The following is a 26,506-nucleotide window of genomic DNA, read 5'->3' as shown; positions in this document are numbered from 1 at the left end:
CCATGACCATCCTAGTCACCGGCAGCGCCGGCTTCATCGGCGCCAACTTCGTTCTCGACTGGCTGGCAGGCAATGACGAAAAGGTCATCAGCCTCGACAAGCTGACCTACGCCGGCAACCGCCAGAACCTGGCCAGCCTGGACGGCGACGCGCGACATGTATTCGTGCACGGCGACATCGGCGATGGCGAACTGGTTTCCCGCCTGCTGGCCGAGCACCAGCCCCGCGCCATACTGAACTTCGCCGCCGAATCCCACGTGGACCGTTCCATCCACGGCCCGGAAGACTTCATCCAGACCAACATCGTCGGCACCTTCCGCCTGCTGGAAGCGGTCCGCGCCTACTGGAACGGCCTGGCCGCCGAGCCCAAGGCCGCTTTCCGCTTCCTCCACGTCTCCACCGACGAGGTCTACGGCTCGCTGGGTCCGAACGATCCGGCCTTCCGCGAAAGCAACAAGTACGAACCGAACAGCCCCTACTCGGCCTCCAAGGCCGCGTCCGACCACCTGGTCCGCGCCTATCACCACACCTACGGGCTGCCGGTGCTGACCACCAACTGCTCGAACAACTATGGCCCCTATCACTTCCCCGAGAAGCTGATCCCGCTGGTCATCCACAACGCCCTGGCCGGCAAGCCGCTGCCGATCTACGGCGACGGCCAGCAGGTCCGCGACTGGCTGTACGTGAAGGACCATTGCGCGGCCATCCGCCGCGTGCTGGAAGCCGGCCAGTTGGGCGAGACCTACAACGTCGGCGGCTGGAACGAGAAAGCCAATATCGACGTGGTCCATACCCTGTGCGACATCCTCGACCAGGAGCAGCCACGGACCGACGGACGGAGCTACCGCGAGCAGATCACCTTCGTCAAAGATCGCCCCGGTCACGATCGTCGCTACGCCATCGACGCCACCCGCCTCGAGCGCGAACTGGGCTGGAAGCCGGCGGAAACCTTCGAGACCGGCATCCGCAAGACCGTGCGCTGGTACCTGGACAACCAGGCCTGGGTGAACAACGTCACCAGCGGCGCATACCGTGAATGGGTAGGTAAGCAGTACGCATGAACAAGATCCTTCTACTCGGCGCCAACGGCCAGGTCGGCTGGGAACTCCAGCGCGCCCTGGCGCCCCTGGCGCAACTGGTGGTCTGCGACAGGCAGCGGGCCGACCTGAGTGATCTGGCGGGGCTGGCCAGGCTGGTCGCCGAAGAGCGCCCCGACGTGATCGTCAACGCCGGCGCCTACACCGCGGTGGACAAGGCCGAAAGCGATGTCGACGCCGCCCGCCGGATCAATGCCGAGGCGGTTGCGACCCTGGCCCAGGCCGCGCGGGAAATCGATGCCTGGCTGGTGCACTACTCCACGGACTACGTCTTCGACGGCAGTGGCGAAGCGCCCTTCGAGGAAGATGCCGCCACCGGCCCCCTGGGCGTCTATGGCCAGACCAAGCTGGAAGGCGAGCTCGCCATCCGCGAGAGCGGCTGCCGCCACCTGATCTTCCGCACCAGCTGGGTCTATGCCACGCGCGGGGCGAACTTCGCCAAGACCATGCTGCGCCTGGCCAAGGAGCGCGACGAACTGCGCGTCATCGCCGACCAGGTGGGCGCACCGACCAGCGCCGAGCTGATCGCCGACGTCACCGCCCTGGCGCTGCAACGCCTCGCCCATGACCCTGGCCTGCGCGAGCGGGCCAGCGGCACCTATCACCTGGTAGCCAGCGGCGAGACCAGTTGGCACCGCTACGCCCAGTTCGTCATCGGCGAAGCCATCCGCCTGGGCACCGGCCTGCGCGCCACGCCGGAGCGCATCGCCCCCATCGCCACCAGCGAATACCCGCTGCCGGCGAAACGCCCGGCCAACTCGCGCCTGGCCAACGACAAGCTGCAACGCACCTTCGGCCTGGTACTGCCCGCCTGGGAGTACCATGTCCAACGCATGATCCGGGAACTGGTAGACCAGGGAGCAGTATGAAACGCAAAGGCATCATCCTCGCCGGGGGTTCCGGCACCCGCCTGCATCCGGCGACCCTGGCCATCTCCAAGCAGTTGCTGCCGGTCTACGACAAGCCGATGATCTACTACCCGCTCAGCACCCTGATGCTGGCGGGCATCCGCGATATCCTGATCATCTCCACCCCGCAGGACACCCCGCGCTTCGAGCAACTGCTCGGCGACGGCAGCCAGTGGGGCCTGAACCTGCAATACGCCGTGCAGCCTTCGCCGGATGGCCTGGCCCAGGCATTCCTGATCGGCGAGGAGTTCATCGGCAACGACCTCTGCGCGCTGGTGCTGGGCGACAACATCTACCACGGCCACGACTTCCAGGAGTTGTTGCTCCACGCCATGCAGCGCGATGCTGGCGCCAGCGTGTTCGCCTATCACGTGCATGATCCGGAACGTTACGGCGTGGTCGAGTTCGATGCCGATGGCAAGGCCATCAGCCTCGAAGAGAAACCGGCCAAGCCGAAGTCCAGCTACGCGGTGACCGGCCTGTACTTCTACGACAACCAGGTGGTCGACATCGCCAAGAGCATCAAGCCCTCCGCCCGCGGCGAGCTGGAGATCACCGACGTCAACAAGGCCTACCTGGAAGCCGGCAAGCTCTCCGTGGAAATCATGGGCCGCGGCTACGCCTGGCTGGACACCGGCACCCACGACTCCCTGCTGGAGGCCAGCCACTTCATCGCCACCCTGGAAAACCGCCAGGGCCTGAAGGTCGCCTGCCCCGAAGAGATCGCCTTCCGCCAGAAGTGGATCAGCGCCGAGCAACTGGAAGCCCTCGCCGCCCCGCTGGCCAAGAATGGCTATGGCCAATACCTGAAACGCCTGCTGGTCGAGACCGTCTACTGATGAAAGCTACCCGTCTTGCAATCCCCGAAGTGGTCCTGATCGAGCCCAAGGTTTTCGGTGACGACCGTGGTTTCTTCTTTGAAAGCTACAATCACCGGCAATTTGAGGAGGCCATCGGCCGCCCGGTGAAGTTCGTCCAGGACAACCACTCGCGCTCCTCCAAGGGCGTACTGCGCGGTCTGCACTACCAGATCCAGAACCCCCAGGGGAAGCTGGTGCGCGTGGTCAATGGCGAAGTCTTCGACGTCGCCGTGGACATGCGCCGCTCCTCGCCGACATTCGGCAAATGGGTAGGCGCGCTGCTGAGCGCGGAAAACAAGCACCAGTTGTGGGTGCCGGAAGGCTTCGCCCACGGCTTCGTGGTGCTGTCGGAGTCGGCGGACTTCCTCTACAAGACCACCGATTATTGGCACCCGGAGCATGAACGGGCACTGATCTGGAACGATCCTAGCGTTGGTATCGACTGGCCAATTTCCGGTGAGCCAACCTTATCGACCAAGGACATTGCGGCAAAATCACTTCAAGATGCCGAAGCATTTGCACAGCATTGCACCACGATAACAACACCATGAAGAAGTTCGAAGTATCTCCGCTGAGTCTATTTGGCTCTCTTTATAATAACAGGCAACTGCTTCTGGACCTCTCTTGGCGCGAAATCACCAGTCGTTATAAAGGCTCGGTTTTCGGCATGTTGTGGTCCATGTTGACACCGATCCTTATGCTCGGGATTTATACTTTCATCTTCAGCGAGGTGTTCCAGTCCAGATGGCCTAACATTAATGAGGGCTCTCGCTCCTCCTTTGCGCTCATCCTGTTCTCCGGATTAATAGCCTTCAATTTCTTCAGCGAATGCGTGGGGCGCTCACCACATATCATCTGCTCCAACCCTAACTTCGTAAAAAAAGTAATATTCCCACTAGAAATTCTCCCATGCGTGACCATCATCTCCACACTTTTCCATGCAACGATCGGTTTGGGCATTCTTTTCATCTTTGAGCTGTTCGCGTTCGGGAAAATTCCTGCAACCGCTTTACTTCTGCCCATCGCCTTCGCCCCTCTGATTTTCCTGACAATGGGTCTGACCTGGCTTCTCGCCGCGTTGGGCGTCTACTTGCGCGACATAGGGCAAACTATCGGCATCGTACTAACGGGACTGTTGTTCATCTCACCGATATTCTTTCCGATGAGTTCTTTCCCCGAAAAATGGCGCGGTCTTGCAAGCCTCAATCCTTTGGCGATGCCCATTGAGCAGATTCGCAACGTACTGATTTTCTCTAAGGAAATAGATACGCACTACCTCATGTATTACGCGACAACCTCACTGATCATCGCATGGCTCGGCTATGCAGTTTTCCAGGCATCCAGAAAAGGATTTGCCGATGTCCTCTGAGATCGCCATTCGAGTCAAGAACATCGGCAAGGTTTTCCACACATATACCAAGCCGCATGATCGACTTGTTCAAGGTCTGCTTTCCTTGATTTCCCGTGTCGCCCCCTCAGCGAGGGTCAAGGCATATTTTCACCGCAAAGCAGAGGCTCGCCGCCGCGACTTTCATGCTCTGCAAAGTGTCAGCTTCGAAGTGAACAAGGGACAAACCGTCGGCATCATTGGCCGCAACGGATCCGGTAAAAGCACTTTACTACAAATTATCTGCGGTACTCTGACACCAACGGTGGGAGAGGCCTACTTCAGCGGTAAGGTTGCTGCATTGCTTGAACTCGGCTCCGGATTCAATCCGGAATTCACCGGACGCGATAACGTCTACCTGAGCGGCCAATTGTATGGACTCAGCAAGAAACAGATTGACGAACGCTATGACAAGATTATCGAGTTCGCTGATATCGGCGAGTTCGTAGATCAGCCGGTAAAAACCTACTCCAGCGGCATGATGGTCCGCTTGGCATTCTCCGTAATAGCCCATGTCGATGCGGAAATCCTCATCATCGATGAAGCACTAGCAGTAGGCGACGTGTTCTTCACGCAAAAGTGTATGCGTTTTCTTCGACAGTTCATGCAGACAGGGACGGTCCTCTTCGTCAGTCACGATACCGCCAGCGTCAAAAGTCTCTGCTCCCACGTTATCTGGCTGGACCATGGTCATGTGGTTCAATCCGGTGCCCCCAAAGACGTCTGCGACAGTTATCTGAGTGCCCTACTCGAATCACAACATGGGAAAACGGCCAAGCAGTCTCCAGCCGACCAGTCCCGTAGGCTGCCGGAGATCAGCGAGTGCTATGATCAACGACAGAAATTCCTGAATACCTCCAATCTTCGCAACGACTTACGTGTTTTCGACTTCAATCAGAACAGTAGCGGGTATGGTAAAGACCATGCCTCCATTATTGATGTCGAGTTCAGAAATTCGAATGGGCAGCGCCTTAGCTGGATAGTCGGAGGAGAAGAAGTCACCCTGCTGGTCAGAGGCGTAGGCTATCGAGATATTCCCAGCCCCATTGTCGGCTTCTACGTCAAGGACAGGCTCGGCCAGACTCTCTTTGGTGAAAATACCTACCTAAAATACAGAGATGCGCCAGTCTATCTATCTAGCGGCCAGGAGTTCGAGGCTAGCTTCCAGTACCAGATGCCGATCCTTCCCGCCGGCGACTATTCTGTGTGCGTGGCTCTTGCCGACGGAACACAATCCGAACACACACAACTTCACTGGATTCACGATGCAATCGTATTCCGTTCGGAGTCGTCCAGCGTCACCACCGGCTTGGTAGGCATTCCGATACGCGAAATTAAAATCGAGATAGTTTGAATTGTCGATTCAGGATAAATCATGAATTTCTTCTTAAGTAACAGCATTCTCGATCTCGACATGCCGAACTATGTCTCGGGGAACAGTGCCTGGATCGAACACGTCCCATTTGCGCTTTCCCTGATCAAAATAATGCGCCCACGGGTGATAGTCGAACTTGGCACCCACTATGGAGATTCCTATTTTGCCTTCTGCCAGTCCCTCAAGGACTGCTCCATCGACTGCAAAGCCTATGCAGTCGACACATGGATGGGCGATGAGCACGCTGGGCATTACGGCGATGACGTATATCGGCAAGTGCTAGGCGTCAACGAACGACACTACAATCATTTTTCTCGATTGATCAGGAGCACGTTCGACGAAGCTGCAGATGGATTTCCGGCGGGTACTATCGACCTACTCCACATCGATGGCCTGCACAGTTATGAAGCGGTCAGGCATGACTTCGAAACCTGGCAACATCTCTTGAGTGATAAGTCGGTGGTTCTCTTCCACGACACCAATGTTAGAGAACGAGGTTTTGGCGTTTGGAAGCTTTGGGAAGAGCTCAAAGACCAATACCCATCGTTCGAGTTCGAGCACGGCCATGGCCTCGGCGTGCTCGCTGTCGGAGCGAATGTTGATCAGTCAGTTTTAGAGATGTTCGAATGGATGCGTACCCGTCCGCTCGACGTGAAGAAATTCTATTCATTCCTAGGTGGGCGGCTCTCTCAGACCACAAGCCTCCAGACACATAGCCAGAATCTGGCACAGATTTGCGAGGATCGCCTACAGCATATTCGCAACTTGCAGACCAGCGAAACCACTCTCATCCAACGCATCGAAGAACTGGACACCAAACTGAAGCATAACGAATGGTTACTGCAGGAGGCAGTAGCACGCACTCAGGAACTGGAAGCCGAAAACCAGATAAGCCAGCAAAGGATTCGAGAGCAAGATGAACGCTTATCGGAGATTCTCAATTCTACTCTCTGGAAAGCGACGCATCTGCTGAGAAAGTATGGGCGCTGAATCTCTGCGCGCCGGCTACAGGCCATGCTCATGCGCACTCTCAGAACATGAATCCTTCCGATGAGATGGCTGCACCGACCTACGTGTCAACCAGGAAACCTGCCTCGCCAGACGCATTGAATAGAGCGGTTCAGGCTCAACATCATCAAGCCCAGCTAAAATCATGACTAAGACAGACATCACACCCACCCCTTGCGATCAGGCTGATGAAATCATGGATCGTAAGCTCCTGGTACAGGAGAATCTGCGGCTCAGCGATGAAAACGCCAAACTGAAACTGAAACTGGATTATCTGGAAAAGCAGGCACAGGCTCATGAGCAGCAGTTGAGCAGTTTCCTGAAGCTGCAGCACGACCATTACTCCGTGCTGAGCTCCACGACTTGGAGGATGACCGCCTCCGCTCGCCAGACCATTATTCTGCTGAAGAAGATTCGGCAGCGCCTGCGCGCTATTAGACACTCGGGAGCACTATTCCTTTCCCACGTCGAGCGCGCCGGACTTTATCCAACTCTGACGAAATCCTACCAGGCCTTGACTAGCCGAGGTCTGAGCCTGCTCTGGAACCACGCCCCCCCCCCTACCGTGCGCCGGAACTTTTCCTTGCCGGCACCCAACATATCGGCCAACGATCTGTTTCCTGGCGAGATCCTGCTGATCAGCGAAGTGAGCATTCCGCAATGCCTCAAATACCGGGTCGTACAGAAGCAGCGGATGATCGAAAGCCTCGGCTATAACTGCCGTTATCTGGATTGGCGCGACCATCACGCCTGCCTGAGCGCCTTGCAGACCTGCTCAGTCGTTATTTTTTACCGAGTTCCGGCATTTCCTGATGTACTGCTCCTGATCGAAGAGGCTCGCCGCCTCAAGGTCATTTCCTACTGGGAAGTCGACGACCTGATCTTCGACCCGGAGAAATACCGCAAGAACAGTAATCTGAACGCATTGAGCGCCGATACCATCCGCAGTCTAATGGATGGTGTAGAGCTATACCGTCAAGCAATGCTGGCATGTGATCGTGCAATTGCATCGACCTCAGGATTGGCTGCAGCCATGCGTGATGCTGGCGTCAACGATGTCACCGTTATCGAGAATGCTCTGGACAGCGAGACGCTCAGCGCCGCCGATTCCATTAACGCCATGCAGGCTAGGCAACACGATGGAGATACACTACGCATAGTCTATGGTTCTGGCACCAAGACCCACGATGCAGACTTTCTCGAAGCGGCAGCAGCCATCTACTCGGTCATGGAGCGACGCCCGAATGTCATTTTGCGCATCATTGGCGACCTGACGCTTCCTACCTACTTCGACTCATTAGCAGAAAGGGTCGAGCGCTTGCCCTTCTCCGATTACACCGGCTACCTGGAAAGTCTCGCGCAGTGCGACATCAGCATCGCGCCGCTGGAAAACTCCACCTTCAACGACGCAAAGAGCAACATCAAGTTCCTCGAGGCCTCCTCAGTACTTCTACCCAGCGTCTGCTCACCTCGCAGCGCATTCCGGCAGGCAATCGTTCATGGTGAGAATGGCTTCTTGGCCAACGACAGGCAGAGCTGGGAGCACTACCTGCAGGAGTTGATCGACAACGCCGCGCTGAGACGGGAGGTTTCACAGAACGCGCATCAGACCATTCTCGACAGCTACTCGCCAGAGAAGATCGCAGCCAGCCAGGTTTGCCAGGTGCTTCCGCGAAAGCCAACTACACCCACTAAGCGAGTGCTTTCGGCGAACATCTTCTTCGCACCACGCAGCTTCGGTGGCGCGACAGTGGTGGCCGAACAGATGAGCCGATTGATCGCCAGTAACTCCGACCTGGAACAATTCGTCTTCACGTCTCTGCCACCGGAAGCTGTCGCCCCTTACAACCTTGCCCGTTACGAAGCTCATGGCGTTACCGTGCTGGGCATGGGTCTGCCTGATGCCCTTGCCGCCAGCAGTGATTTCGAAAACAAGGCAACAGTACCGGTATTTGATGCGGTTCTCAAAAGTGTGGCCCCAGACTTAGTTCACCTTCATTCAATCCAAGGGCTCGGAGCTCTACTGGCCGATAGTTGTCGGCGAGCCGGCATCCCCTTCCTCGTCACTCTGCACGATGCTTGGTGGATTTGCGGTCGACAGTTCATGATCAATAATCGCGGCCAATACTGTGGCCAGACCACAATCAAGACCGAAGTCTGCGCCAAGTGCGTAGATAACCCCAGCCTGAACAGTTATCGCCAACAGATGCTCGCATCGACATTGAAGAATGCCACCGCACTGCTGGTGCCAAGTCGATTTACCAAGAACCTCTATGTCGCCAATGGCTTCGAAGCAGAAAAGATTCATATAAATAAGAATGGTGTGCTTGCCCCAGCCCAGCACTACCGCAAACACCCCAGTAAGACGATTCGTTTCGGCTACGTGGGTGGCAACACTCCGATCAAAGGTATCCACCTAATCAGCCAAGCCTTCTCCGCGATAGATCGCACTGACTATGAGCTTGTGGTTGTCGACAACTTGCTCAATCTCGGTTCGCACTCATTTGATGAGCACAGCATCAAGATTCCAGGACAAGTCAAGATCATTCCTGGATACAACCAGAACAGTATCGATGAATTTTTCTCGAATATCGATGTTCTGTTGTTCCCGACTCAATGGAAAGAAACTTTCGGCCTAACCATTCGCGAAGCGCTAGTGCGGGATGTCTGGGTCATTAGCACGGACGCCGGCGGGACCGTCGAAGACATTGTTGATGGCACGAACGGCACAATCATCCCACTGACCGCCGATGAACGATATCTCAAGGACGCGATCATCTCCATCTTGAATAACCAAGAGCGTTTCCTGAATCACATCAATCCTTTCAAAAACGATATCACGCTATTTGGCGCCCAAGCGTTGGAGTTGCAGAGTTTCTATGAGCAAATCATCGATGAGAGCGCCGATGACTAACAAGCCTACAGTGATGCATACCTTGCTACAGAGCTATAAATCCCCTCTCAGTATTACCGAGAAAATTGGTGATGAAACTCACTCCATCCATCTTCTCAACAACAAGCCCCAAACAGATTGCATAACCTCATCCAGGCGGATTACGCATTTTTACCATTAGATCAACCGAGGTGTGAACGTCTATATCTCTGCGTTGAAAGGCAGGAACAATGTCATTGATTAATACCTATGACGGTGTGAACCTCATCTTGTCAGCAATGAAGCAACTGTTCGGCAGCGTCACTTACATAGCCACTCAGCACTAAGGCGAAACAGGTGTCCTGCATCCATGGGGATGGGATGCAGGCGAAACCGCCGGGGCGATAGTGAAACATGCCCTCATCGAGCCAATATTCTTCCCCTGATAGAATTCCAATCGTTCACCACAGGCCAATCGAGTAAATCACTCATGACCTCGCTACCTCCGGCCAATCGCGCCAGGTCCGTAGCCATCTTCGCTCTACCGCTACTGATTCTGCTCTGGCCTCTCTACCACCTCGCCGAACGCTACTACAGCGAACAACTCGCCGAGCAGAACCAGCAGACCCTCGACCTCTACGTCGGCAACCTGCTCGGCACGCTGCGCCGCTACGAGGATCTGCCACCGATCCTCAGCGAGCTGCCAGCGCTGCGAGCCACTCTGCGGCAAACCGAAGACCTGGAAACCCGGGATGCTGCCAACGCCCGCCTTGCGGATATCTGCCAGCGCACCGGCGCCGACGTCATCTACCTGATGCGCCCCGACGGCCTTACCCAGGCCGCCTCCAACTGGGACCAGCCGGACAGCTTCGTCGGCCGCAATTTCTCCTTCCGCCCCTACTACAAGGAGGCGATCCAGGGCAAGCCGGCGCGCTTCTTCGGCCTGGGCACCACCTCCAACCGGCGTGGCTACTACTTCGCCAGTGACGTTCGCGAAGGCGATAGATTGCTGGGCGTGCTGGTGGTCAAGCTGGATCTGGAGCACATGGAACAGCTCTGGGGCAACACGCCGGAGCAGTTGCTGGTCACCGACAGCGATGGCGTGGTCATCCTTTCCTCCAACAGCACCTGGCGCTTCCACGCCAGCCGTCCGCTGTCGCCGGCCAAGCGGCGTGAGATCGCCGAGAACATCCCCTATCCGGTGCTCGACCCCAAGCCTCTGCAAATCGACGAGAAGCGCTGGATCAGCCTCAGCCGCGAGCTGCCGGAAACCGGCTGGACAGTGAGCATCTACACGCCGAAGACGCAGATCGACCGCCCGGTACGCAGCGTGCTGCTGATAGGCGGCGCGACTCTCATGACCCTACTGCTGCTGCTCGCCCTGCTGAGCATCAGCCGCCGCCATTACCTGGAACGCATCGCCCTGGAGGCCCAGGCCAAGCGCCAGCTGGAAATGCGCGTGCTGGAGCGTACCCAGGAGCTGGAAGGCGCCAATGCCCGACTGCAGCAGGAGGTGCATGACCGCGAGCAGGCCCAGCGCGAGCTGATGCATGCCCAGGACGAAGTGGTCCAGGCCGGCAAGCTGACGGCCCTGGGCACCATGTCGGCGAGCATCAGCCACGAGCTCAACCAGCCGCTCGCCGCCATCCGCAGCTACGCCGACAACGCCAAAGTGCTGCTGGACCACCAACGCCTCGACGACGCCCGCGGCAACCTGGAGCAGATCAGCTCGCTGACCGAGCGCATGGCCTCGATCATCGCCCACCTCAAGGCCTACGCCCGAGGCGCCCGTCGCGCGCCGGAAAACGTCGCCCTGCAGCCCGCGATCAACGACGCCCTGGCGCTGGTGGCCAGCCGGCGCCAGGCGATGAACGTCGAGCTGCAACGCGACCTGCCCGATGCGCCAATCTGGGTGCAGGCAGGGGAAACGCGCCTGCGGCAGATCCTCGCCAACCTGCTCTCCAACGCGCTCGACGCCCTCAGCGAGAAGGCCCCGCCACGGCGCCTCTGGCTCACGGCCGAGCAGAAGCCGGACGGCATCGTCCTGTACCTGCGCGACAACGGCCCGGGCTTCTCCGAACAGGCCCTGGCCCACGCCCGCGAACCCTTCTTCACCACCAAGACCAGCGCCAAGGGGCTCGGCCTCGGCCTGGCCATCTGCGACACTCTGCTGCGCGCCCTCGGCGGCCGCCTGGAACTGGGCAATCACCCCGAGGGCGGCGCTCTCGTACAATTGCACCTGTTGCCGGGCATCCCCGGCGTGATGCCGACGCCCCAGGAGGAAACCCGCGCATGAGCAGCGCCGCATTCGCAGCCGATACCCAGGTCCTGCTGATCGACGATGACCCGCACCTGCGCCAGGCGCTGGGCCAGACCCTCGATCTCGCCGGCTTCCATGCCACCAGCCTGGGCGATGCCAGGAATCTGGACGCCAGCCTTGCGCGCGACTGGCCGGGCGTGGTGGTGAGCGATATCCGCATGCCTGGCGTCGACGGCCTGCAGTTGCTGGAACAGTTGCACGCTCACGACCCGGAGCTGCCGGTGATCCTGATCACCGGCCACGGCGACGTGCCCCTGGCGGTCAAGGCCATGCGCGCCGGTGCCTACGATTTTCTCGAGAAGCCCTTCCCCAGCGACGCCCTGCTCGACAGCGTGCGCCGCGCCCTGGAGGTGCGCCGCCTGGTGCTGGAGAACCGCAGCCTGCGCATGGCCCTGGCCGAGCGCAAGGAACTGAAGGGGCGCCTGGTCGGCCAGTCGGCTGGCATGCAGCGCCTGCAGGAACAGGTGGCGGCCCTCGCCGGACTGCAGGCCGACGTGCTGATCCTCGGCGAGACCGGCTCCGGCAAGGAGGTGGTCGCCCGCGCCCTGCACGACCTTTCCGGCCGGCGCAACGGCCCCTTCGTCGCCATCAACGCCGGCGCCCTGGCCGAGTCGGTGGTGGAAAGCGAGCTGTTCGGCCATGAGCAGGGCGCGTTCACCGGTGCGCAGAAACGCCGCATCGGCAAGTTCGAGTTCGCCAACGGCGGCACCCTGTTCCTCGACGAAATAGAGAGCATGAGTCTGGACGTACAGGTCAAGCTGCTACGCCTTTTGCAGGAACGTGTGGTCGAACGCCTGGGTTCGAACCAACTGATCCCCCTGGACATCCGCATCATCGCCGCGACCAAGGAGGACCTGCGCCTGGCCGCCGACGACGGCCGCTTCCGCGCCGACCTCTATTACCGCCTGAACGTCGCCAGCCTGCGCATTCCGCCCCTGCGCGAGCGCGGGGAGGACATCCTGCTACTGTTCCAGCATTTCGCCGAGGGTGCCGCGCAGCGCCACGGCATCCCGCCGCGCAGCCTAGCGCCGGCACAACGCGCGCAGCTACTCGGCCACAGCTGGCCGGGCAATGTGCGCGAACTGCAGAACGTCGCCGAACGCTTCGCCCTGGGGCTGGACCTCGGCCTCGACGAACAGGCCGCGCATACGCCGGCTGCGATTTCCGGCGACTCCCTGAACGAGCAGGTGGAAGCCTTCGAACGCGCCCTGATCGCCGCCGAGATGGCCAACCAGCACGCCTCGCTGCGTAGCCTGGCCGAGGCGCTGGGTATCCCGCGCAAGACCTTGCACGACAAGTTGCGCAAGCATGGGTTGCTGTTTACCGGCAGCGGCGGAAATCCCGCCGAAGACCCCGACGCATAGGCGGAATCTTGCCGATACCGCCTCGCCCCATACGCTGAAGCCCAGGCAATACGGCCACTCCAGCGCCCCTCGTCGATGGCACGGAGCTTGCGATACACCGCCCCGGTGCCTTGCGCATCCCTCTCGCTCCGACCCCGCGTCGTGGCGCCCGGCGGGCCACAAGCCCGGCGGTGTCTCTCCGGCCATCCGGCCATGGCGCCCTTCTTCCCTGGAAGGCGCCGCCCGTGCAGCGACCCTGTGCGGGCAACGCTCGACAAGCAAGAAAGCCAGGCCCGACCACCATGTCGGGCTTTTTTCTGCCTGGCATCCGGCCCGCAATAACTTCTGACAGATTTTCCTGATGAGGGCTCCCGTGTGGGAACCCATTCACGCCGTCAATAAAAAGCCGGACGGTCACCGAAACGCCATCCGCATTTCACATGAATCCCCTCTAAATCAGGCGATCTCGGCAAACCTCTCCTATCGTTCAGGGTCAAGCGGACCGACACCGCTGCGCAGTTGGAAACATTTGTTAGCAGGCTATTGATTTAGGTCAGGGGGGCTCCCTGACAGTCGGCGCCTAATGACTACACTCTCCAACTCCTATAGGGAGATTCCGAAAATGTCGCAAGATAGCAGCCAAAAACTACGACTTGGGGCACTAACCGCTCTGGTCGTCGGATCCATGGTCGGCGGGGGTATCTTCTCTCTCCCGCAAAACATGGCCGCCAGTGCAGACGTCGGCGCCATTCTCATCGGTTGGGCCATCACCGCGGTCGGCATGCTGACCCTGGCCTTCGTCTTCCAGACCCTCGCCAACCGCAAGCCCAACCTCGACGGCGGCGTGTACGCCTACGCCAAGGCCGGGTTCGGCGACTACATGGGCTTCTCCTCGGCCTGGGGCTACTGGATCAGCGCGTGGCTGGGCAACGTCGGCTACTTCATGCTGCTGTTCAGCACCCTCGGCTACTTCTTCCCGGTCTTCGGCAAGGGCGACACGCTGGCAGCGATCATCGCGGCGTCGGTGCTGCTATGGGCCTTGCACTTCCTGGTGCTGCGCGGGATCAAGGAAGCGGCGTTCATCAACACCATCACCACCATCGCCAAGATAGTGCCGCTGTTCCTGTTCATCCTGATCTGCCTGTTCGCCTTCAAGCTGGACATCTTCACCACCGACATCTGGGGCCAGAGCAATCCTGACCTGGGCAGCGTGATGAACCAGGTGCGCAACATGATGCTGGTCACCGTCTGGGTGTTCATCGGCATCGAGGGCGCGAGCATCTTCTCCTCCCGCGCGGAAAAACGTTCCGACGTCGGCAAGGCCACGGTCATCGGCTTCATCACCGTACTGTTGCTGCTGGTGCTGGTGAACGTGCTGTCCATGGGCGTGATGACCCAGCCGGAACTGGCCAAGCTGCAGAACCCGTCGATGGCGCTGGTGCTGGAGCACGTGGTCGGCCACTGGGGCGCGGTGCTGATCAGCGTCGGCCTGCTGATCTCCCTGCTCGGTGCCCTGCTGTCCTGGGTGCTGCTGTGCGCCGAGATCATGTTCGCCGCGGCCAAGGACCACACCATGCCGGAGTTCCTGCGCAAGGAGAACGCCAACCAGGTGCCGGCCAACGCCCTGTGGCTGACCAACATCTGCGTGCAGGTCTTCCTGGTCATCGTGTTCTTCACCTCGGGCGACACGAGCGGCATGGACCCGTACACCAAGATGCTGCTGCTGGCCACCTCGATGATCCTCATCCCGTACTTCTGGTCGGCGGCCTACGGCCTGCTGCTGGCGGTGCGCGGCGAGACCTACGAGAACGACGCGGGCGAACGCAACAAGGACCTCATCATCGCCGGCATCTCCGTCATCTATGCCATCTGGCTGATCTACGCCGGTGGCCTGAAATACCTGCTGCTGTCGGCGCTGCTGTACGCACCAGGCGTCATCCTCTTCGCGAAAGCGAAACGTGAAGTCGGCCAACCGATCTTCACCAACGTCGAGAAGCTCATCTTCGCAGGTGTCGTGATCGGTGCCCTGATCGCGGCGTATGGCCTCTACGACGGCTTCCTCACTCTGTGACATCACTGGAGACACTCATGAGCACGGAAAAAACCAAACTTGGCGTCCACTCCGAAGCTGGCAAATTGCGCAAAGTGATGGTCTGCTCGCCCGGTCTTGCCCACCAACGCCTGACCCCTAGCAACTGCGACGAGTTGCTGTTCGACGACGTGATCTGGGTTAACCAGGCCAAGCGCGACCACTTCGATTTCGTCACCAAGATGCGCGAGCGCGGCGTCGACGTCCTGGAAATGCACAACCTGCTGACCGAGACCGTCCAGAACCCCGAAGCGCTGAAATGGATCCTCGACCGCAAGATCACCGCCGACAGCGTCGGCCTGGGCCTGACCCACGAACTGCGCGCCTGGCTGGAAGGCCTCGAGCCGCGACGACTGGCCGAATTCCTCATCGGTGGCGTGACCGCCGACGACATCCCGGAAACCGAAGGCTCCAAGCCGCTGAAGATGTTCCGCGACTACCTGGGCCATTCCAGCTTCCTGCTGCCGCCGCTGCCCAACACCCAGTTCACCCGCGACACCACCTGCTGGATCTACGGCGGCGTCACCCTGAACCCGATGTACTGGCCGGCGCGTCGCCAGGAAACCCTGCTGACCACCGCGATCTACAAGTTCCACCCGGAATTCACCAACGCCGAATTCGAAATCTGGTACGGCGACCCGGACAAGGACCACGGTTCCTCCACCCTCGAAGGCGGCGACGTCATGCCCATCGGCAATGGCGTGGTGCTGATCGGCATGGGCGAGCGGACTTCCCGCCAGGCCATCGGCCAGGTCGCCCAGTCGCTGTTCGCCAAGGGCGCCGCGGAGAAAGTCATAGTCGCCGGCCTGCCGAAATCCCGCGCGGCCATGCACCTGGACACCGTGTTCAGCTTCTGCGACCGCGACCTGGTCACCGTCTTCCCGGAAGTGGTCAAGGAAATCGTCGCCTTCACCCTGCGCCCGGACGAGAAGAGCCCCTACGGCATCAACGTGCAGCGCGAGGAGAAGGACTTCATCAGCGTGGTCGCCGAGGCCCTGGGCCTGAAGAAACTGCGCATCGTCGAGACCGGCGGCAACACCTTCGCCGCCGAGCGCGAGCAGTGGGACGACGGTAACAACGTGGTCTGCGTCGAGCCCGGCGTGGTCATCGGCTACGACCGCAACACCTACACCAACACCCTGCTGCGCAAGGCCGGCGTGGAAGTCATCACCATCAGCGCCGGCGAGCTCGGCCGCGGCCGTGGCGGCGGCCACTGCATGACCTGCCCGATCATCCGCGACCCGATCGACTACTGATCGCCAAGGCCCACCCTGCTCAACGCGGCGGCCCCAGCCAGGGCCGCCCGCCCCGCCAGCCACAAGCTGTACTGACGAGGGCCGAGATTCCATCCCACAAGGAGAAAGAACATGGCTTTCAACATGCACAACCGCAACCTGCTCAGCCTGATGCACCACAGCACCCGCGAGTTGCGCTACCTGCTCGACCTGTCCCGCGACCTGAAACGCGCCAAGTACACCGGCACCGAGCAGCAACACCTCAAGGGCAACAACATCGCCCTGATCTTCGAGAAGACCTCCACCCGCACCCGCTGCGCCTTCGAGGTCGCCGCCTATGACCAGGGCGCCAACGTCACCTACATCGACCCCAATTCCTCGCAGATCGGCCACAAGGAGAGCATGAAGGACACCGCCCGCGTGCTCGGCCGCATGTACGACGCCATCGAATACCGTGGCTTCAAGCAGGAAATCGTCGAGGAACTGGCGCAGTACGCCGGCGTGCCGGTGTTCAACGGCCTGACCGACGAATACCACCCGACGCAGATGCTGGCCGACGTGCTGACCATGCGCGAGCACAGCGACAAGCCGCTGCACGACATCGCCTACGCCTACCTGGGCGACGCCCGCAACAACATGGGCAACTCCCTGCTGCTGATCGGCGCCAAGCTCGGCATGGACGTACGCATCGCCGCGCCCAAGGCCCTGTGGCCGACCGACGAGCACGTCGCCGCCTGCAAGAAATTCGCCGAGGAAAGCGGCGCCCGCATCCTCCTCACCGAGGACCCGAAGGAAGCAGTCAAGGGCGTGGACTTCGTCCACACCGACGTCTGGGTGTCCATGGGCGAGCCGGTGGAAGCCTGGGGCGAGCGCATCAAGGAACTGCTGCCCTACCAGGTCAACCTCGACATCATGAAGGCCGCCGGCAACCCGCGGGTGAAATTCATGCACTGCCTGCCGGCGTTCCACAACAGCGAAACCAAGGTCGGCAAGCAGATCGCCGAGAAATACCCGAACCTGGCCAACGGCATCGAAGTCACCGAAGACGTCTTCGAGTCCCCCTACAACATCGCCTTCGAGCAAGCGGAAAACCGCATGCACACCATCAAGGCGATCCTCGTTTCGACCCTCGCCGACATGTGATCGACGAATGCGCATCCCGGGCCACGCCTGCTGGCCCGGGGGCGTTTTCACTCTCAGGAGGAAATGACTATGCGTATCGTCGTCGCATTGGGCGGTAACGCCCTGCTGCGTCGTGGCGAACCCATGACTGCGGACAACCAGCGCGAAAACGTACGGATCGCCGCCGAACAGATCGCCAAAGTGGCACCTGGCAACGAGCTGGTGATCGCCCACGGCAACGGCCCGCAAGTGGGCCTGCTGGCCCTGCAGGGCGCCGCCTACGACAAGGTCACGCCGTACCCGCTGGACGTCCTCGGCGCCGAGACCGAGGGCATGATCGGCTACATGATCGAACAGGAAATGGGCAACCTGCTGCCCTTCGAAGTGCCCTTCGCCACCATCCTCACCCAGGTCGAGGTGGACGCCAAGGACCCGGCCTTCCAGAAGCCGACCAAGCCGATCGGCCCGGTCTACGCCAGGGAAGAAGCCGAAGCCCTGGCCAGGGAAAAAGGCTGGAGCATCGCCCCGGACGGCGACAAGTTCCGCCGCGTGGTGGCAAGCCCCCGGCCCAAGCGCATCTTCGAGATCCGCCCGGTGAAATGGCTGCTGGAGAAAGGCACCATCGTCATCTGCGCCGGCGGCGGCGGCATCCCGACCATGTACGACGAGTCCGGCAAGAAGCTCTCCGGCGTCGAGGCGGTGATCGACAAGGACCTGTGCTCCTCGCTGCTGGCCCAGGAACTGGACGCCGACATCCTGATCATCGCCACCGACGTGGACGCGGCCTACATCGACTGGGGCAAGCCGACGCAGAAGGCCATTGCCCAGGCCCACCCGGACGAGCTGGAACGCCTCGGCTTCGCCGCCGGCTCCATGGGCCCGAAGGTCCAGGCCGCCGCCGAGTTCGCCCGCGCCACCGGCAAGGACGCGGTGATCGGCTCGCTGGAAAACATCGTGGCCATCACCCAGGGCAAGTCCGGCACCCGCGTCAGCACCAGGAAGCCCGGCATCGAGTACCGCTGAGCCCGCACTGCAACCCCGCCCGGGAGCCGTCCTGGCTCCCGGCGTCTTCGCGCAGCCGCGCGAGCGCCCCCATCCATGCAAGTTCGTCGCCTTTCGCCGTCAATCCCTGGCCAAAAGCGTGACTCGGCAGTCATCATCCTCGTCAGCATAAGCATTCCAATCACAGAGCCGCCGCCGGGCTTGTGCCCCCGATCCGTGATGCCGCCTTTCAGCGCCTCGCGTGCAACCTGGTCGCGCCATCCGGTCCTGTACAGGACGGGCCTATATGAAGGAGTTTGCGAGAGATGTCTCGACTACCGGTCATCGTTGGTTTTGGTGGGTATAACGCCGCGGGTCGCAGTTCCTTCCACCACGCGTTCCGCCGCACCGTCCTGGAGTCCCTGGACGCGGCCGCCCGCCAGGAAACCCTCGCCGGCCTGGCGGTGATGATGAAGCTGGTCAGGTTCGAGGACGGCCACTACCTGGACGCCGCCGACGGCGCGCGCCTGGACCTGGCCGCCATCGAGCGGCGGCATGCCGCGCAGATCCTCGGCTCCACCCTGATCCGCCGCATCGAGAAGCAGTACTTCGACGTCGATGCCGCGCACTGGCACAAGAACCTCACCCTGGAAGCCAGCGATGCCCAGCCGCTGAGCTTCACCACCACCCGCAAGCAGTTGCCCGAGCCACTGCCGGCCAACTGGTCGGTGGAAGAGCTGGCCGACAACCAGGTGCGCGTGACCCTCCACGACAGCGTCGAGGTCAAGGTCGACAGCTACCGCGAGATGCCGGTGAAGTCCGCCGGCCAGTTGCCCACCGGCTTCGAGCCGGGCGAGCTGTACGCCTCGCGCTTCCACCCGCGCGGCCTGCAGATGGCCGTGGTGGGCGCCACCGACGCCATCCGCTCCACCGGCATCGACTGGCAGCGCATCGTCGACCGCGTGCAGCCCGACGAAATCGCCGTGTTCTCCAGCAGTATCATGAGCCAGCTCGACGACAACGGCTTCGGTGGCCTGCTGCAGTCGCGCCTGAAGGGCCACCGCGTCAGCGCCAAGCAGCTGCCGCTGGGCTTCAACAGCATGCCCACCGACTTCATCAACGCCTACGTGCTGGGCAGCGTCGGCCTCACCGGCAGCGTCACCGGCGCCTGCGCCACCTTCCTCTACAACCTGCAGAAGGGCATCGAGGCGATCACCTCCGGCCAGGCGCGGGTGGTGGTGGTGGGCAACAGCGAGGCGCCGATAACCTCGGAAATCGTCGAGGGCTACGCGGCCATGAGCGCCCTGGCCACCGAAGAAGGCCTGCGCAACATCGAAGGCCGCCCTGACGTGGACTTCCGCCGCGCCAGCCGCCCGTTCGGCGAGAACTGCGGCTTCACCCTGGCCGAATCCAGCCAGTACGTGGTGCTGATGGACGATGCCCTGGCCCTGGAGCTGGGCGCCGACATCCACGGCGCGGCGACCGACGTCTTCATCAACGCCGACGGCTTCAAGAAATCCATTTCCGCCCCCGGTCCGGGCAACTACCTGACCATGGCCAAGGCCGTGGCCGCCGCCATGCAGATCGTCGGCGAGGAAGGCGTGCGCCGCCACAGCTTCGTCCACGCCCACGGCTCCAGCACCCCGGCCAACCGCGTCACCGAGTCGGAAATCCTCGACCGCGTGGCCAAGGCCTTCGGCATCGCCGACTGGCCGGTGGCGGCGGTCAAGGCCTTCGTCGGCCACTCCCTGGCCACCGCCAGCGCCGACCAGCTGGTCTCCGCCCTGGGTACCTTCAGGTACGGCCTGCTGCCGGGCATCAAGACCGTCGAGACCTTCGCCGACGACGTCCACAAGGACCGCATCGCGCTGTCCACCAGGGACCGCAAGCGCGACGACCTCGACGTCTGCTTCATCAACTCCAAGGGCTTCGGCGGCAACAACGCCACCGGCGTGCTGCTCTCCCCGCGCCTGGCCGAGAAGATGCTGCGCAAGCGCCACGGCGCCGCCGCCTTCGACGCCTACCAGGCACGCCGCGAGCAAACCCGCGCCGCCGCCCGGCGCTACGAGGAGCAGGCGCTCAAGGGCCAGTTCGACATCATCTACAACTTCGGCAACGACATGATCGACGACCGCGACATCCGCATCAGCGCCGAGGAACTGACGGTACCGGGCTTCGCCCAGCCGCTGGTGTACCGGAAGGACGAGCGCTTCGGCGACATGCTCGACTGAGGGCCGCGCCATCCCGTACCTTGGCGCGCTTCGGCCGGTTCTCGTGCACTTGTAGGAGCGCGCCCTGCGCGCGAATCGCGGGCAGGGCCCGCTCCTACGTTTCCAGGAAACACAGCTTTTCGTAGGAGCGAGCTTGCTCGCGAACACAGTCCGCCGCGGGGCTCATTCGCGAGCAAGCTCGCTCCTACGAAGAACACCTCGGCGCAACCGGCAAGACAGTTGCTCCTACGCTGTTCTCTGGGTTCCCGCGTTCGCGGGGGTATGAGGATGGCGCCTGGCTTCGACGCCGCTCAGGACAGCCCCCTCTCCCGCTTGCGGGAGAGGGTTGGGGAGAGGGCGCTCTTGAAGGGCACCTGTGTTCCCCCGCCAACGGCGTATAACCGCGAACGGTTATACGCCCTACGGTTGCGGGGAAGCACGATCGCAGGAGCGGACGCCGTCCGCGGTCCCTAGTAGCTCCCCTGCCCCACACCCAGCTCGAGGATGCTCGACTTCAGGTTCTCGAAGTCGTACTCGGTCAGCCCCACGTAATCCAGTACCAGGGCGCTGATGCTCTGCCACTCGTGGTCTTCCGGCTGGTTGCCCAGCACCCGGTGCGAGCCGCAGATGTGCTCGGCCATCTTGAGGATCGCCAGGAGGTTCTTCAGCTGGGTGTTGCGGCTGCTTTCCTCGCTGAATACCGAGAGCGCGTTGTGGTGGTTGGCGATGGCCTCGCAGACGTGCTCCGGCAGGCGCCAGGAACGCGCGGTGAAGTAGCCGACCACGGCGTGGTTGGTGTTCAGCACGCGGTTCTCGGTATCCACCACGCGGCGTTCGTCGCTGGCGCTGGCGTAGGCCTCCTCCAGCACCGCCATGTAGTGCGGGAAGCGCTTGAGCATCAGCGGGATGCCGCAGTTGTGGAACAGCCCCAGGGCATAGGCCTCGTCCACCGGCTCGTAGCCGATGCGCTTGGCCAGGGTCAGGCAGCTCATGGCCACGTCCTGGGCGGTGTCCCAGAAGCGGTTGAGGGTGACGATGGTGTCGTCGCTCATCTCGCCCTTGATCGACTGGGCGTTGATCAGGTTGATCACCGAGCGGCTGCCGAGCAGGTTGACCGCGCGCTGGATCGAGGTGATGCGGTTGGCCAGGCCGAAGAACGGCGAGTTGACCAGCTTGAGCAAGGCGCCGGACAACCCCGGGTCCTGGCTGATGAGCTTGGCGATGGCCTTCAGGTCAGGGTTGGGCATGACCTGTTCCATCTGCAGGTCGACCATGATCTGCGGTTGCGGCGGCACGCTGATGCCCTGCAGGGTCTGGCGGATCTGTTCGGCGGAGAGTTCTTGGACCATGGGGACGGTCTGGAAAAGTTGACGGGGCGCACAGTTTACCCAGACGGAGCACTTCTGGAACTGCCGATCTAGACAGAACCGTATCGGCAGCCTCGGCGCGAACTTTATGCTCGGCCGCCACGCCTGCGCGGCATCGGCAACCCCGGCGGGCAACGGTTATAATCTCGCTCTTTTTCCCGGAGCACCGCCATGACCCTGCCCAGCTTGCGTCTGAAAGCCAATGCCGAGCGCCGCCTGCGCGCCGGCCACCTGTGGGTCTACAGCAACGAGGTGGACGTCCAGGCCACCCCGCTGAACGCCTTCGCCGCCGGCGACCAGGCGATCCTCGAGATGGCCAACGGCAAGCCGCTGGGCGTGGTGGCGCTGAGCCCGAACAACCTGATCTGCGCACGCCTGGTTTCCCGCGATACCAAGCACGTCCTCGACAAATCGCTGCTGGTTCACCGCCTCAACGTCGCCCTCAGCCTGCGCGATCGTCTCTTCGACAAGCCCTTCTACCGCCTGGTCTACGGTGACTCCGACCTGCTGCCCGGCCTGGTGGTGGACCGCTTCAGCGACGTGCTGGTGGTGCAGCTCGCCTCCGCCGCCATGGAGAAGCACCGTGACGACGTGCTCGCCGCCCTGCTGCAGGTGCTCAAGCCCAGCGCCGTGCTGTGGAAGAACGACTCCAGCGCGCGCGACGCCGAAGGCCTGGAGCGCTACGTGGAAAACGCCTACGGCGAAGTGCCCGAGTGGGTCGCCCTGGAAGAGAACGGCGTGAAGTTCGAAGCACCGGTGCTGGCCGGGCAGAAGACCGGCTGGTTCTACGACCACCGCATGAACCGCGCGCGCCTGGCGCCCTATGTGAAAGGCAGGCGCGTGCTCGATCTGTTCAGCTACATCGGCGGCTGGGGCATCCAGGCCGCGGCCTTCGGCGCCAGCGACGTGATGTGCGTGGATGCCTCCGGCTTCGCCCTCGACGGCGTGGAGCGCAACGCCACCCTCAACGGCCTGGCCGAGAAGGTCGCCTGCGTGGAAGGCGACGTGTTCGACGCCCTGCGCGAGCTGAAGGCCGCCGACGAGCGCTTCGACGTGGTCATCGCCGACCCGCCGGCCTTCATCAAGCGCAAGAAGGACCTGAAGAACGGCGAAGCCGCCTACCGCCGCCTCAACGAACAGGCCATGCGCCTGCTGAACAAGGACGGCATCCTGGTCAGCGCCTCCTGCTCCATGCACCTGCCCGAGGACGACCTGCAGAACATCCTGCTCGGCAGCGCCCGCCACCTGGACCGCAACCTCCAGCTGCTGGAGCGCGGCGGCCAGGGCCCGGACCACCCGGTGCACCCGGCCATCGCCGAGACCCGCTACATCAAGAGCCTGACCGTGCGGCTGCTGCCGAACGGCTGAAGCAAGCTGCAAGCTGCAAGCTGCAAGCTGCAAGCTGCAAGCTGCAAGCTGCAAGCTGCAAGCTGCAAGCTAGGATTGGCGCCCTGGCGCCGTCCACGCAAGCCAGCCCGACCGCCAGCCTTCCCCTGGCGGTCGGGGCGGGCGTAGAATCGCGGGATTCCTGCCATTTATCCCCCGGCGGACCTGTGAGCCCCCGGCCGAGCAGGCGGTGACCCCGCCACGCCCCGCGCCACCAACGCCCATGCAACCTCATCTGCCGTTTGCATCCGGTGCGCCCGACGCTCACGATACGACTTAAAAGAGCCCGTCCGAGGTCTCGCCGGCCCGCGCCACCCGCTGCGTGCCGTCGCCATGACGACCCGGAAGGCTCCCATCGAGACCTGATTAGCCGCAGGAACCCGTCATGCCCGATTACCGCTCGAAAACCTCCACCCACGGCCGCAACATGGCCGGCGCCCGCGCCCTCTGGCGCGCCACCGGGATGAAGGACGAAGACTTCAAGAAGCCGATCATCGCCATCGCCAACTCCTTCACCCAGTTCGTGCCCGGCCACGTGCACCTGAAGGACCTGGGCCAGCTGGTCGCCCGCGAGATCGAGAAGGCCGGCGGCGTGGCCAAGGAATTCAACACCATCGCCGTGGACGACGGCATCGCCATGGGCCACGACGGCATGCTCTATTCGCTGCCCAGCCGCGAGATCATCGCCGACTCGGTGGAATACATGGTCAACGCCCACTGCGCCGACGCCATCGTCTGCATCTCCAACTGCGACAAGATCACCCCCGGCATGCTGATGGCCGCCCTGCGCCTGAACATCCCGGTGGTGTTCGTCTCCGGCGGGCCGATGGAAGCCGGCAAGACCAAGCTGGCCAGCCACGGCCTGGACCTGGTGGACGCCATGGTGGTCGCGGCGGACGACTCCTGCTCCGACGAGAAGGTCGCCGAGTACGAGCGCAGCGCCTGCCCCACCTGCGGTTCCTGCTCCGGCATGTTCACCGCCAACTCGATGAACTGCCTGACCGAGGCCCTGGGCCTGTCGTTGCCGGGCAACGGCTCGACCCTGGCCACCCACGCCGACCGCGAGCAGTTGTTCCTGCGCGCCGGGCGCCTGGCCGTCGAGCTGTGCCAGCGCTACTACGGCGAGGGCGACGATTCCGTGCTGCCGCGCAACGTCGCCAGCTTCAAGGCCTTCGAGAACGCCATGACCCTGGACATCGCCATGGGCGGCTCGACCAACACCATCCTGCACCTGCTGGCCGCTGCGCAAGAGGCGGAGATCGCCTTCGACCTGCGCGACATCGATCGCCTGTCGCGCAAGGTGCCGCAGCTGTGCAAGGTGGCGCCGAACATCCAGAAGTACCACATGGAAGACGTGCATCGCGCCGGCGGCATCTTCTCCATCCTCGGCGAACTGGCCCGCGGCGGCCTGCTGCACACCGACGTGCCGACCGTGCACAGCCCGAGCATGGCCGATGCCATCGCCCAGTGGGACATCACCCAGACCCGCGACGAAGCCGTGCACACCTTCTTCAAGGCAGGCCCGGCCGGCATCCCCACCCAGACCGCGTTCAGCCAGAACACCCGCTGGCCGAGCCTGGACGACGACCGCGCCGAAGGCTGCATCCGCAGCGTCGAGCACGCCTACTCCACCGAGGGCGGCCTGGCCGTGCTCTACGGCAACATCGCCCTGGACGGCTGCGTGGTGAAGACCGCCGGCGTGGACGAATCCATCCACGTGTTCGAAGGCAGCGCGAAGATCTTCGAGAGCCAGGACGCGGCGGTGAAGGGCATCCTCGCCGACGAAGTGAAGCCGGGCGACATCGTGATCATCCGCTACGAAGGCCCGAAAGGCGGCCCGGGTATGCAGGAAATGCTCTACCCCACCAGCTACCTGAAGTCCAAGGGCCTGGGCAAGCAGTGCGCGCTGCTCACCGACGGCCGCTTCTCCGGCGGCACCTCGGGCCTGTCCATCGGCCACGCCTCCCCGGAAGCCGCTGCCGGCGGCGCCATCGGCCTGGTGCAGGACGGCGACAAGGTACTGATCGACATCCCCAACCGCAGCATCAACCTGCTGGTCAGCGACGAGGAACTCGCCGCCCGCCGCATCGAGCAGGACAGGAAGGGCTGGAAGCCGGCGCAGCCGCGTGCCCGTCGCGTCAGTACGGCGCTGAAGGCTTATGCGTTGCTGGCTACCAGTGCTGACAAAGGGGCTGTCCGAAATAAAGCTCTACTGGAGGGCTAAGCAGTTAGCTGTAGAGAAAAACTCCCGACGTCAACAAAGCCCGGCATGATTACCGGGCTTTGTTTTATTAGGAGTAAAACCACGTGAATGCTCACACCGCATCCAAACAGCAACAATTCTCAGAAACTTAGCACATATAAATCCTCGCCAGCCAATAGCTCAAGCCAACTTAAAGCCTGCAATTAGCAGGAACAAAACTATTATTGGCAACGTCATTTACAGCACAGCCCCAAACTATGGGTAAATTTGGATTCAAAGTGCCAGCCGGAACACCTGCAGTAATGGCACCCGTTCCAGGCGTAAGTGTCAAGGTCAAGGGGCTTTGCGGGACAGGGACAACCCCAGTATAGGTAATGGTTATGGCACCATCTCCAGCAGTCGCGGCGCCAGCGCTTACAGCCGCAATCGCTATGCTTGCAACATCACGCGTAGCGGCGAACTGAAACCCAGTATTCACAGTGTTAGCTGCGGCGGCAGTTGGTGCACCGGTGCCAGCATACGCATTGACCGCCAAACCGGCATTGGCTGCATATGTTTCGCTCAGAGCAACTTTCGCTGCCGTGGCCAAATTCAACCCCTCGGTAACACGTGCTCGTATGGTGTAGTTCTGGTACTGCGGAATCGCAATGGCGGCCAAGATACCGATGATAGCCACAACGATCATTAGCTCAATAAGGGTGAAACCTTTCTGTGTAGTATATCGCCTTTTCATTTCAGTCTCC

At 61.8% G+C, this 26,506-nt stretch carries 19 protein-coding genes; 17 read left to right on the top strand and 2 right to left on the bottom strand.

What is annotated here, in order from left to right:
* Positions 1-2: 2 nt before the first annotated feature.
* From rfbB to CHC02_RS07655, 15 genes are all read left to right on the top strand, one after another.
* The gene (gene rfbB / locus CHC02_RS07725; protein WP_089390902.1) at positions 3-1,061 is read left to right on the top strand and encodes a dTDP-glucose 4,6-dehydratase; all 1,059 of its coding nucleotides are present in this window, start codon (positions 3-5) and stop codon (positions 1,059-1,061) included.
* Positions 1,058-1,966 (top strand): dTDP-4-dehydrorhamnose reductase, encoded by a 909-nt coding sequence (gene rfbD, locus CHC02_RS07720; RefSeq protein WP_089390901.1) that lies wholly within the window; start codon positions 1,058-1,060, stop codon positions 1,964-1,966. Before rfbB ends, rfbD begins: the two co-directional genes overlap by 4 nt.
* Entirely contained in the window at positions 1,963-2,844 is an 882-nt protein-coding gene (rfbA, locus tag CHC02_RS07715) for a glucose-1-phosphate thymidylyltransferase RfbA (RefSeq protein ID WP_089390900.1), read from the top strand. The genes rfbD and rfbA overlap by 4 nt, the downstream gene beginning before the upstream one ends.
* The gene (gene rfbC, locus CHC02_RS07710; RefSeq protein WP_089390899.1) at positions 2,844-3,416 is read left to right on the top strand and encodes a dTDP-4-dehydrorhamnose 3,5-epimerase; all 573 of its coding nucleotides are present in this window, start codon (positions 2,844-2,846) and stop codon (positions 3,414-3,416) included. The genes rfbA and rfbC overlap by 1 nt, the downstream gene beginning before the upstream one ends.
* Positions 3,413-4,234, top strand: coding sequence for an ABC transporter permease (locus CHC02_RS07705; RefSeq protein WP_089390898.1), 822 nt, complete (start codon positions 3,413-3,415; stop codon positions 4,232-4,234). The genes rfbC and CHC02_RS07705 overlap by 4 nt, the downstream gene beginning before the upstream one ends.
* The gene (locus tag CHC02_RS07700) at positions 4,224-5,606 is read left to right on the top strand and encodes an ABC transporter ATP-binding protein (protein ID WP_089390897.1); all 1,383 of its coding nucleotides are present in this window, start codon (positions 4,224-4,226) and stop codon (positions 5,604-5,606) included. Before CHC02_RS07705 ends, CHC02_RS07700 begins: the two co-directional genes overlap by 11 nt.
* Positions 5,607-5,627: 21 nt before the next feature.
* Positions 5,628-6,617 (top strand): class I SAM-dependent methyltransferase, encoded by a 990-nt coding sequence (locus CHC02_RS07695; RefSeq protein WP_089390896.1) that lies wholly within the window; start codon positions 5,628-5,630, stop codon positions 6,615-6,617.
* Between the two features lie 163 nt (positions 6,618-6,780).
* Complete coding sequence (locus tag CHC02_RS07690; RefSeq protein ID WP_089390895.1) at positions 6,781-9,549, top strand: glycosyltransferase; 2,769 nt, start codon at positions 6,781-6,783, stop codon at positions 9,547-9,549.
* A gap of 448 nt (positions 9,550-9,997) precedes the next feature.
* The gene (locus CHC02_RS07685; RefSeq protein WP_089390894.1) at positions 9,998-11,803 is read left to right on the top strand and encodes a sensor histidine kinase; all 1,806 of its coding nucleotides are present in this window, start codon (positions 9,998-10,000) and stop codon (positions 11,801-11,803) included.
* Positions 11,800-13,191, top strand: a complete 1,392-nt coding sequence (locus CHC02_RS07680) for a sigma-54-dependent transcriptional regulator (RefSeq protein WP_089390893.1) — start codon at positions 11,800-11,802, stop codon at positions 13,189-13,191. The genes CHC02_RS07685 and CHC02_RS07680 overlap by 4 nt, the downstream gene beginning before the upstream one ends.
* A 601-nt stretch (positions 13,192-13,792) precedes the next feature.
* Positions 13,793-15,241 carry an arginine-ornithine antiporter gene (gene arcD, locus CHC02_RS07675; protein ID WP_089390892.1) on the top strand — a complete coding sequence of 483 codons (1,449 nt, stop codon included), beginning with the start codon at positions 13,793-13,795 and terminating at the stop codon, positions 15,239-15,241.
* A gap of 17 nt (positions 15,242-15,258) precedes the next feature.
* Positions 15,259-16,515: an arginine deiminase gene (gene arcA / locus CHC02_RS07670; protein ID WP_089390891.1), complete on the top strand. Its 1,257-nt coding sequence runs from the start codon at positions 15,259-15,261 to the stop codon at positions 16,513-16,515.
* A gap of 111 nt (positions 16,516-16,626) precedes the next feature.
* Positions 16,627-17,637 (top strand): ornithine carbamoyltransferase, encoded by a 1,011-nt coding sequence (locus CHC02_RS07665; protein ID WP_089390890.1) that lies wholly within the window; start codon positions 16,627-16,629, stop codon positions 17,635-17,637.
* Between the two features lie 69 nt (positions 17,638-17,706).
* The gene (gene arcC, locus CHC02_RS07660) at positions 17,707-18,639 is read left to right on the top strand and encodes a carbamate kinase (RefSeq protein WP_089390889.1); all 933 of its coding nucleotides are present in this window, start codon (positions 17,707-17,709) and stop codon (positions 18,637-18,639) included.
* 284 nt (positions 18,640-18,923) lie between these two features.
* Positions 18,924-20,828 (top strand): beta-ketoacyl synthase, encoded by a 1,905-nt coding sequence (locus CHC02_RS07655; RefSeq protein ID WP_089390888.1) that lies wholly within the window; start codon positions 18,924-18,926, stop codon positions 20,826-20,828.
* A gap of 449 nt (positions 20,829-21,277) precedes the next feature.
* Here the strand turns inward: CHC02_RS07655 and CHC02_RS07650 are convergent, their stop codons facing one another.
* Positions 21,278-22,102 (bottom strand): HDOD domain-containing protein, encoded by an 825-nt coding sequence (locus CHC02_RS07650; protein WP_089390921.1) that lies wholly within the window; start codon positions 22,100-22,102, stop codon positions 21,278-21,280.
* Between the two features lie 243 nt (positions 22,103-22,345).
* Between CHC02_RS07650 and CHC02_RS07645 the strand changes: the two genes are divergently transcribed.
* A complete protein-coding gene (locus CHC02_RS07645) occupies positions 22,346-23,542 on the top strand; it encodes a class I SAM-dependent rRNA methyltransferase (RefSeq protein WP_089390887.1) in 1,197 nt (398 codons plus the stop codon).
* Positions 23,543-23,945: 403 nt separating this feature from the next.
* Positions 23,946-25,784, top strand: coding sequence for a dihydroxy-acid dehydratase (ilvD, locus tag CHC02_RS07640; RefSeq protein ID WP_089390886.1), 1,839 nt, complete (start codon positions 23,946-23,948; stop codon positions 25,782-25,784).
* Positions 25,785-25,953: 169 nt separating this feature from the next.
* Here the strand turns inward: ilvD and CHC02_RS07635 are convergent, their stop codons facing one another.
* Complete coding sequence (locus CHC02_RS07635; protein ID WP_089390885.1) at positions 25,954-26,496, bottom strand: pilin; 543 nt, start codon at positions 26,494-26,496, stop codon at positions 25,954-25,956.
* Positions 26,497-26,506 lie beyond the last annotated feature (10 nt).

Source organism: Pseudomonas delhiensis, from assembly GCF_900187975.1.
Classification (GTDB): Bacteria; Pseudomonadota; Gammaproteobacteria; order Pseudomonadales; family Pseudomonadaceae; genus Pseudomonas; species Pseudomonas delhiensis.
This window is presented reverse-complemented; position numbering and strand designations above follow the sequence as displayed.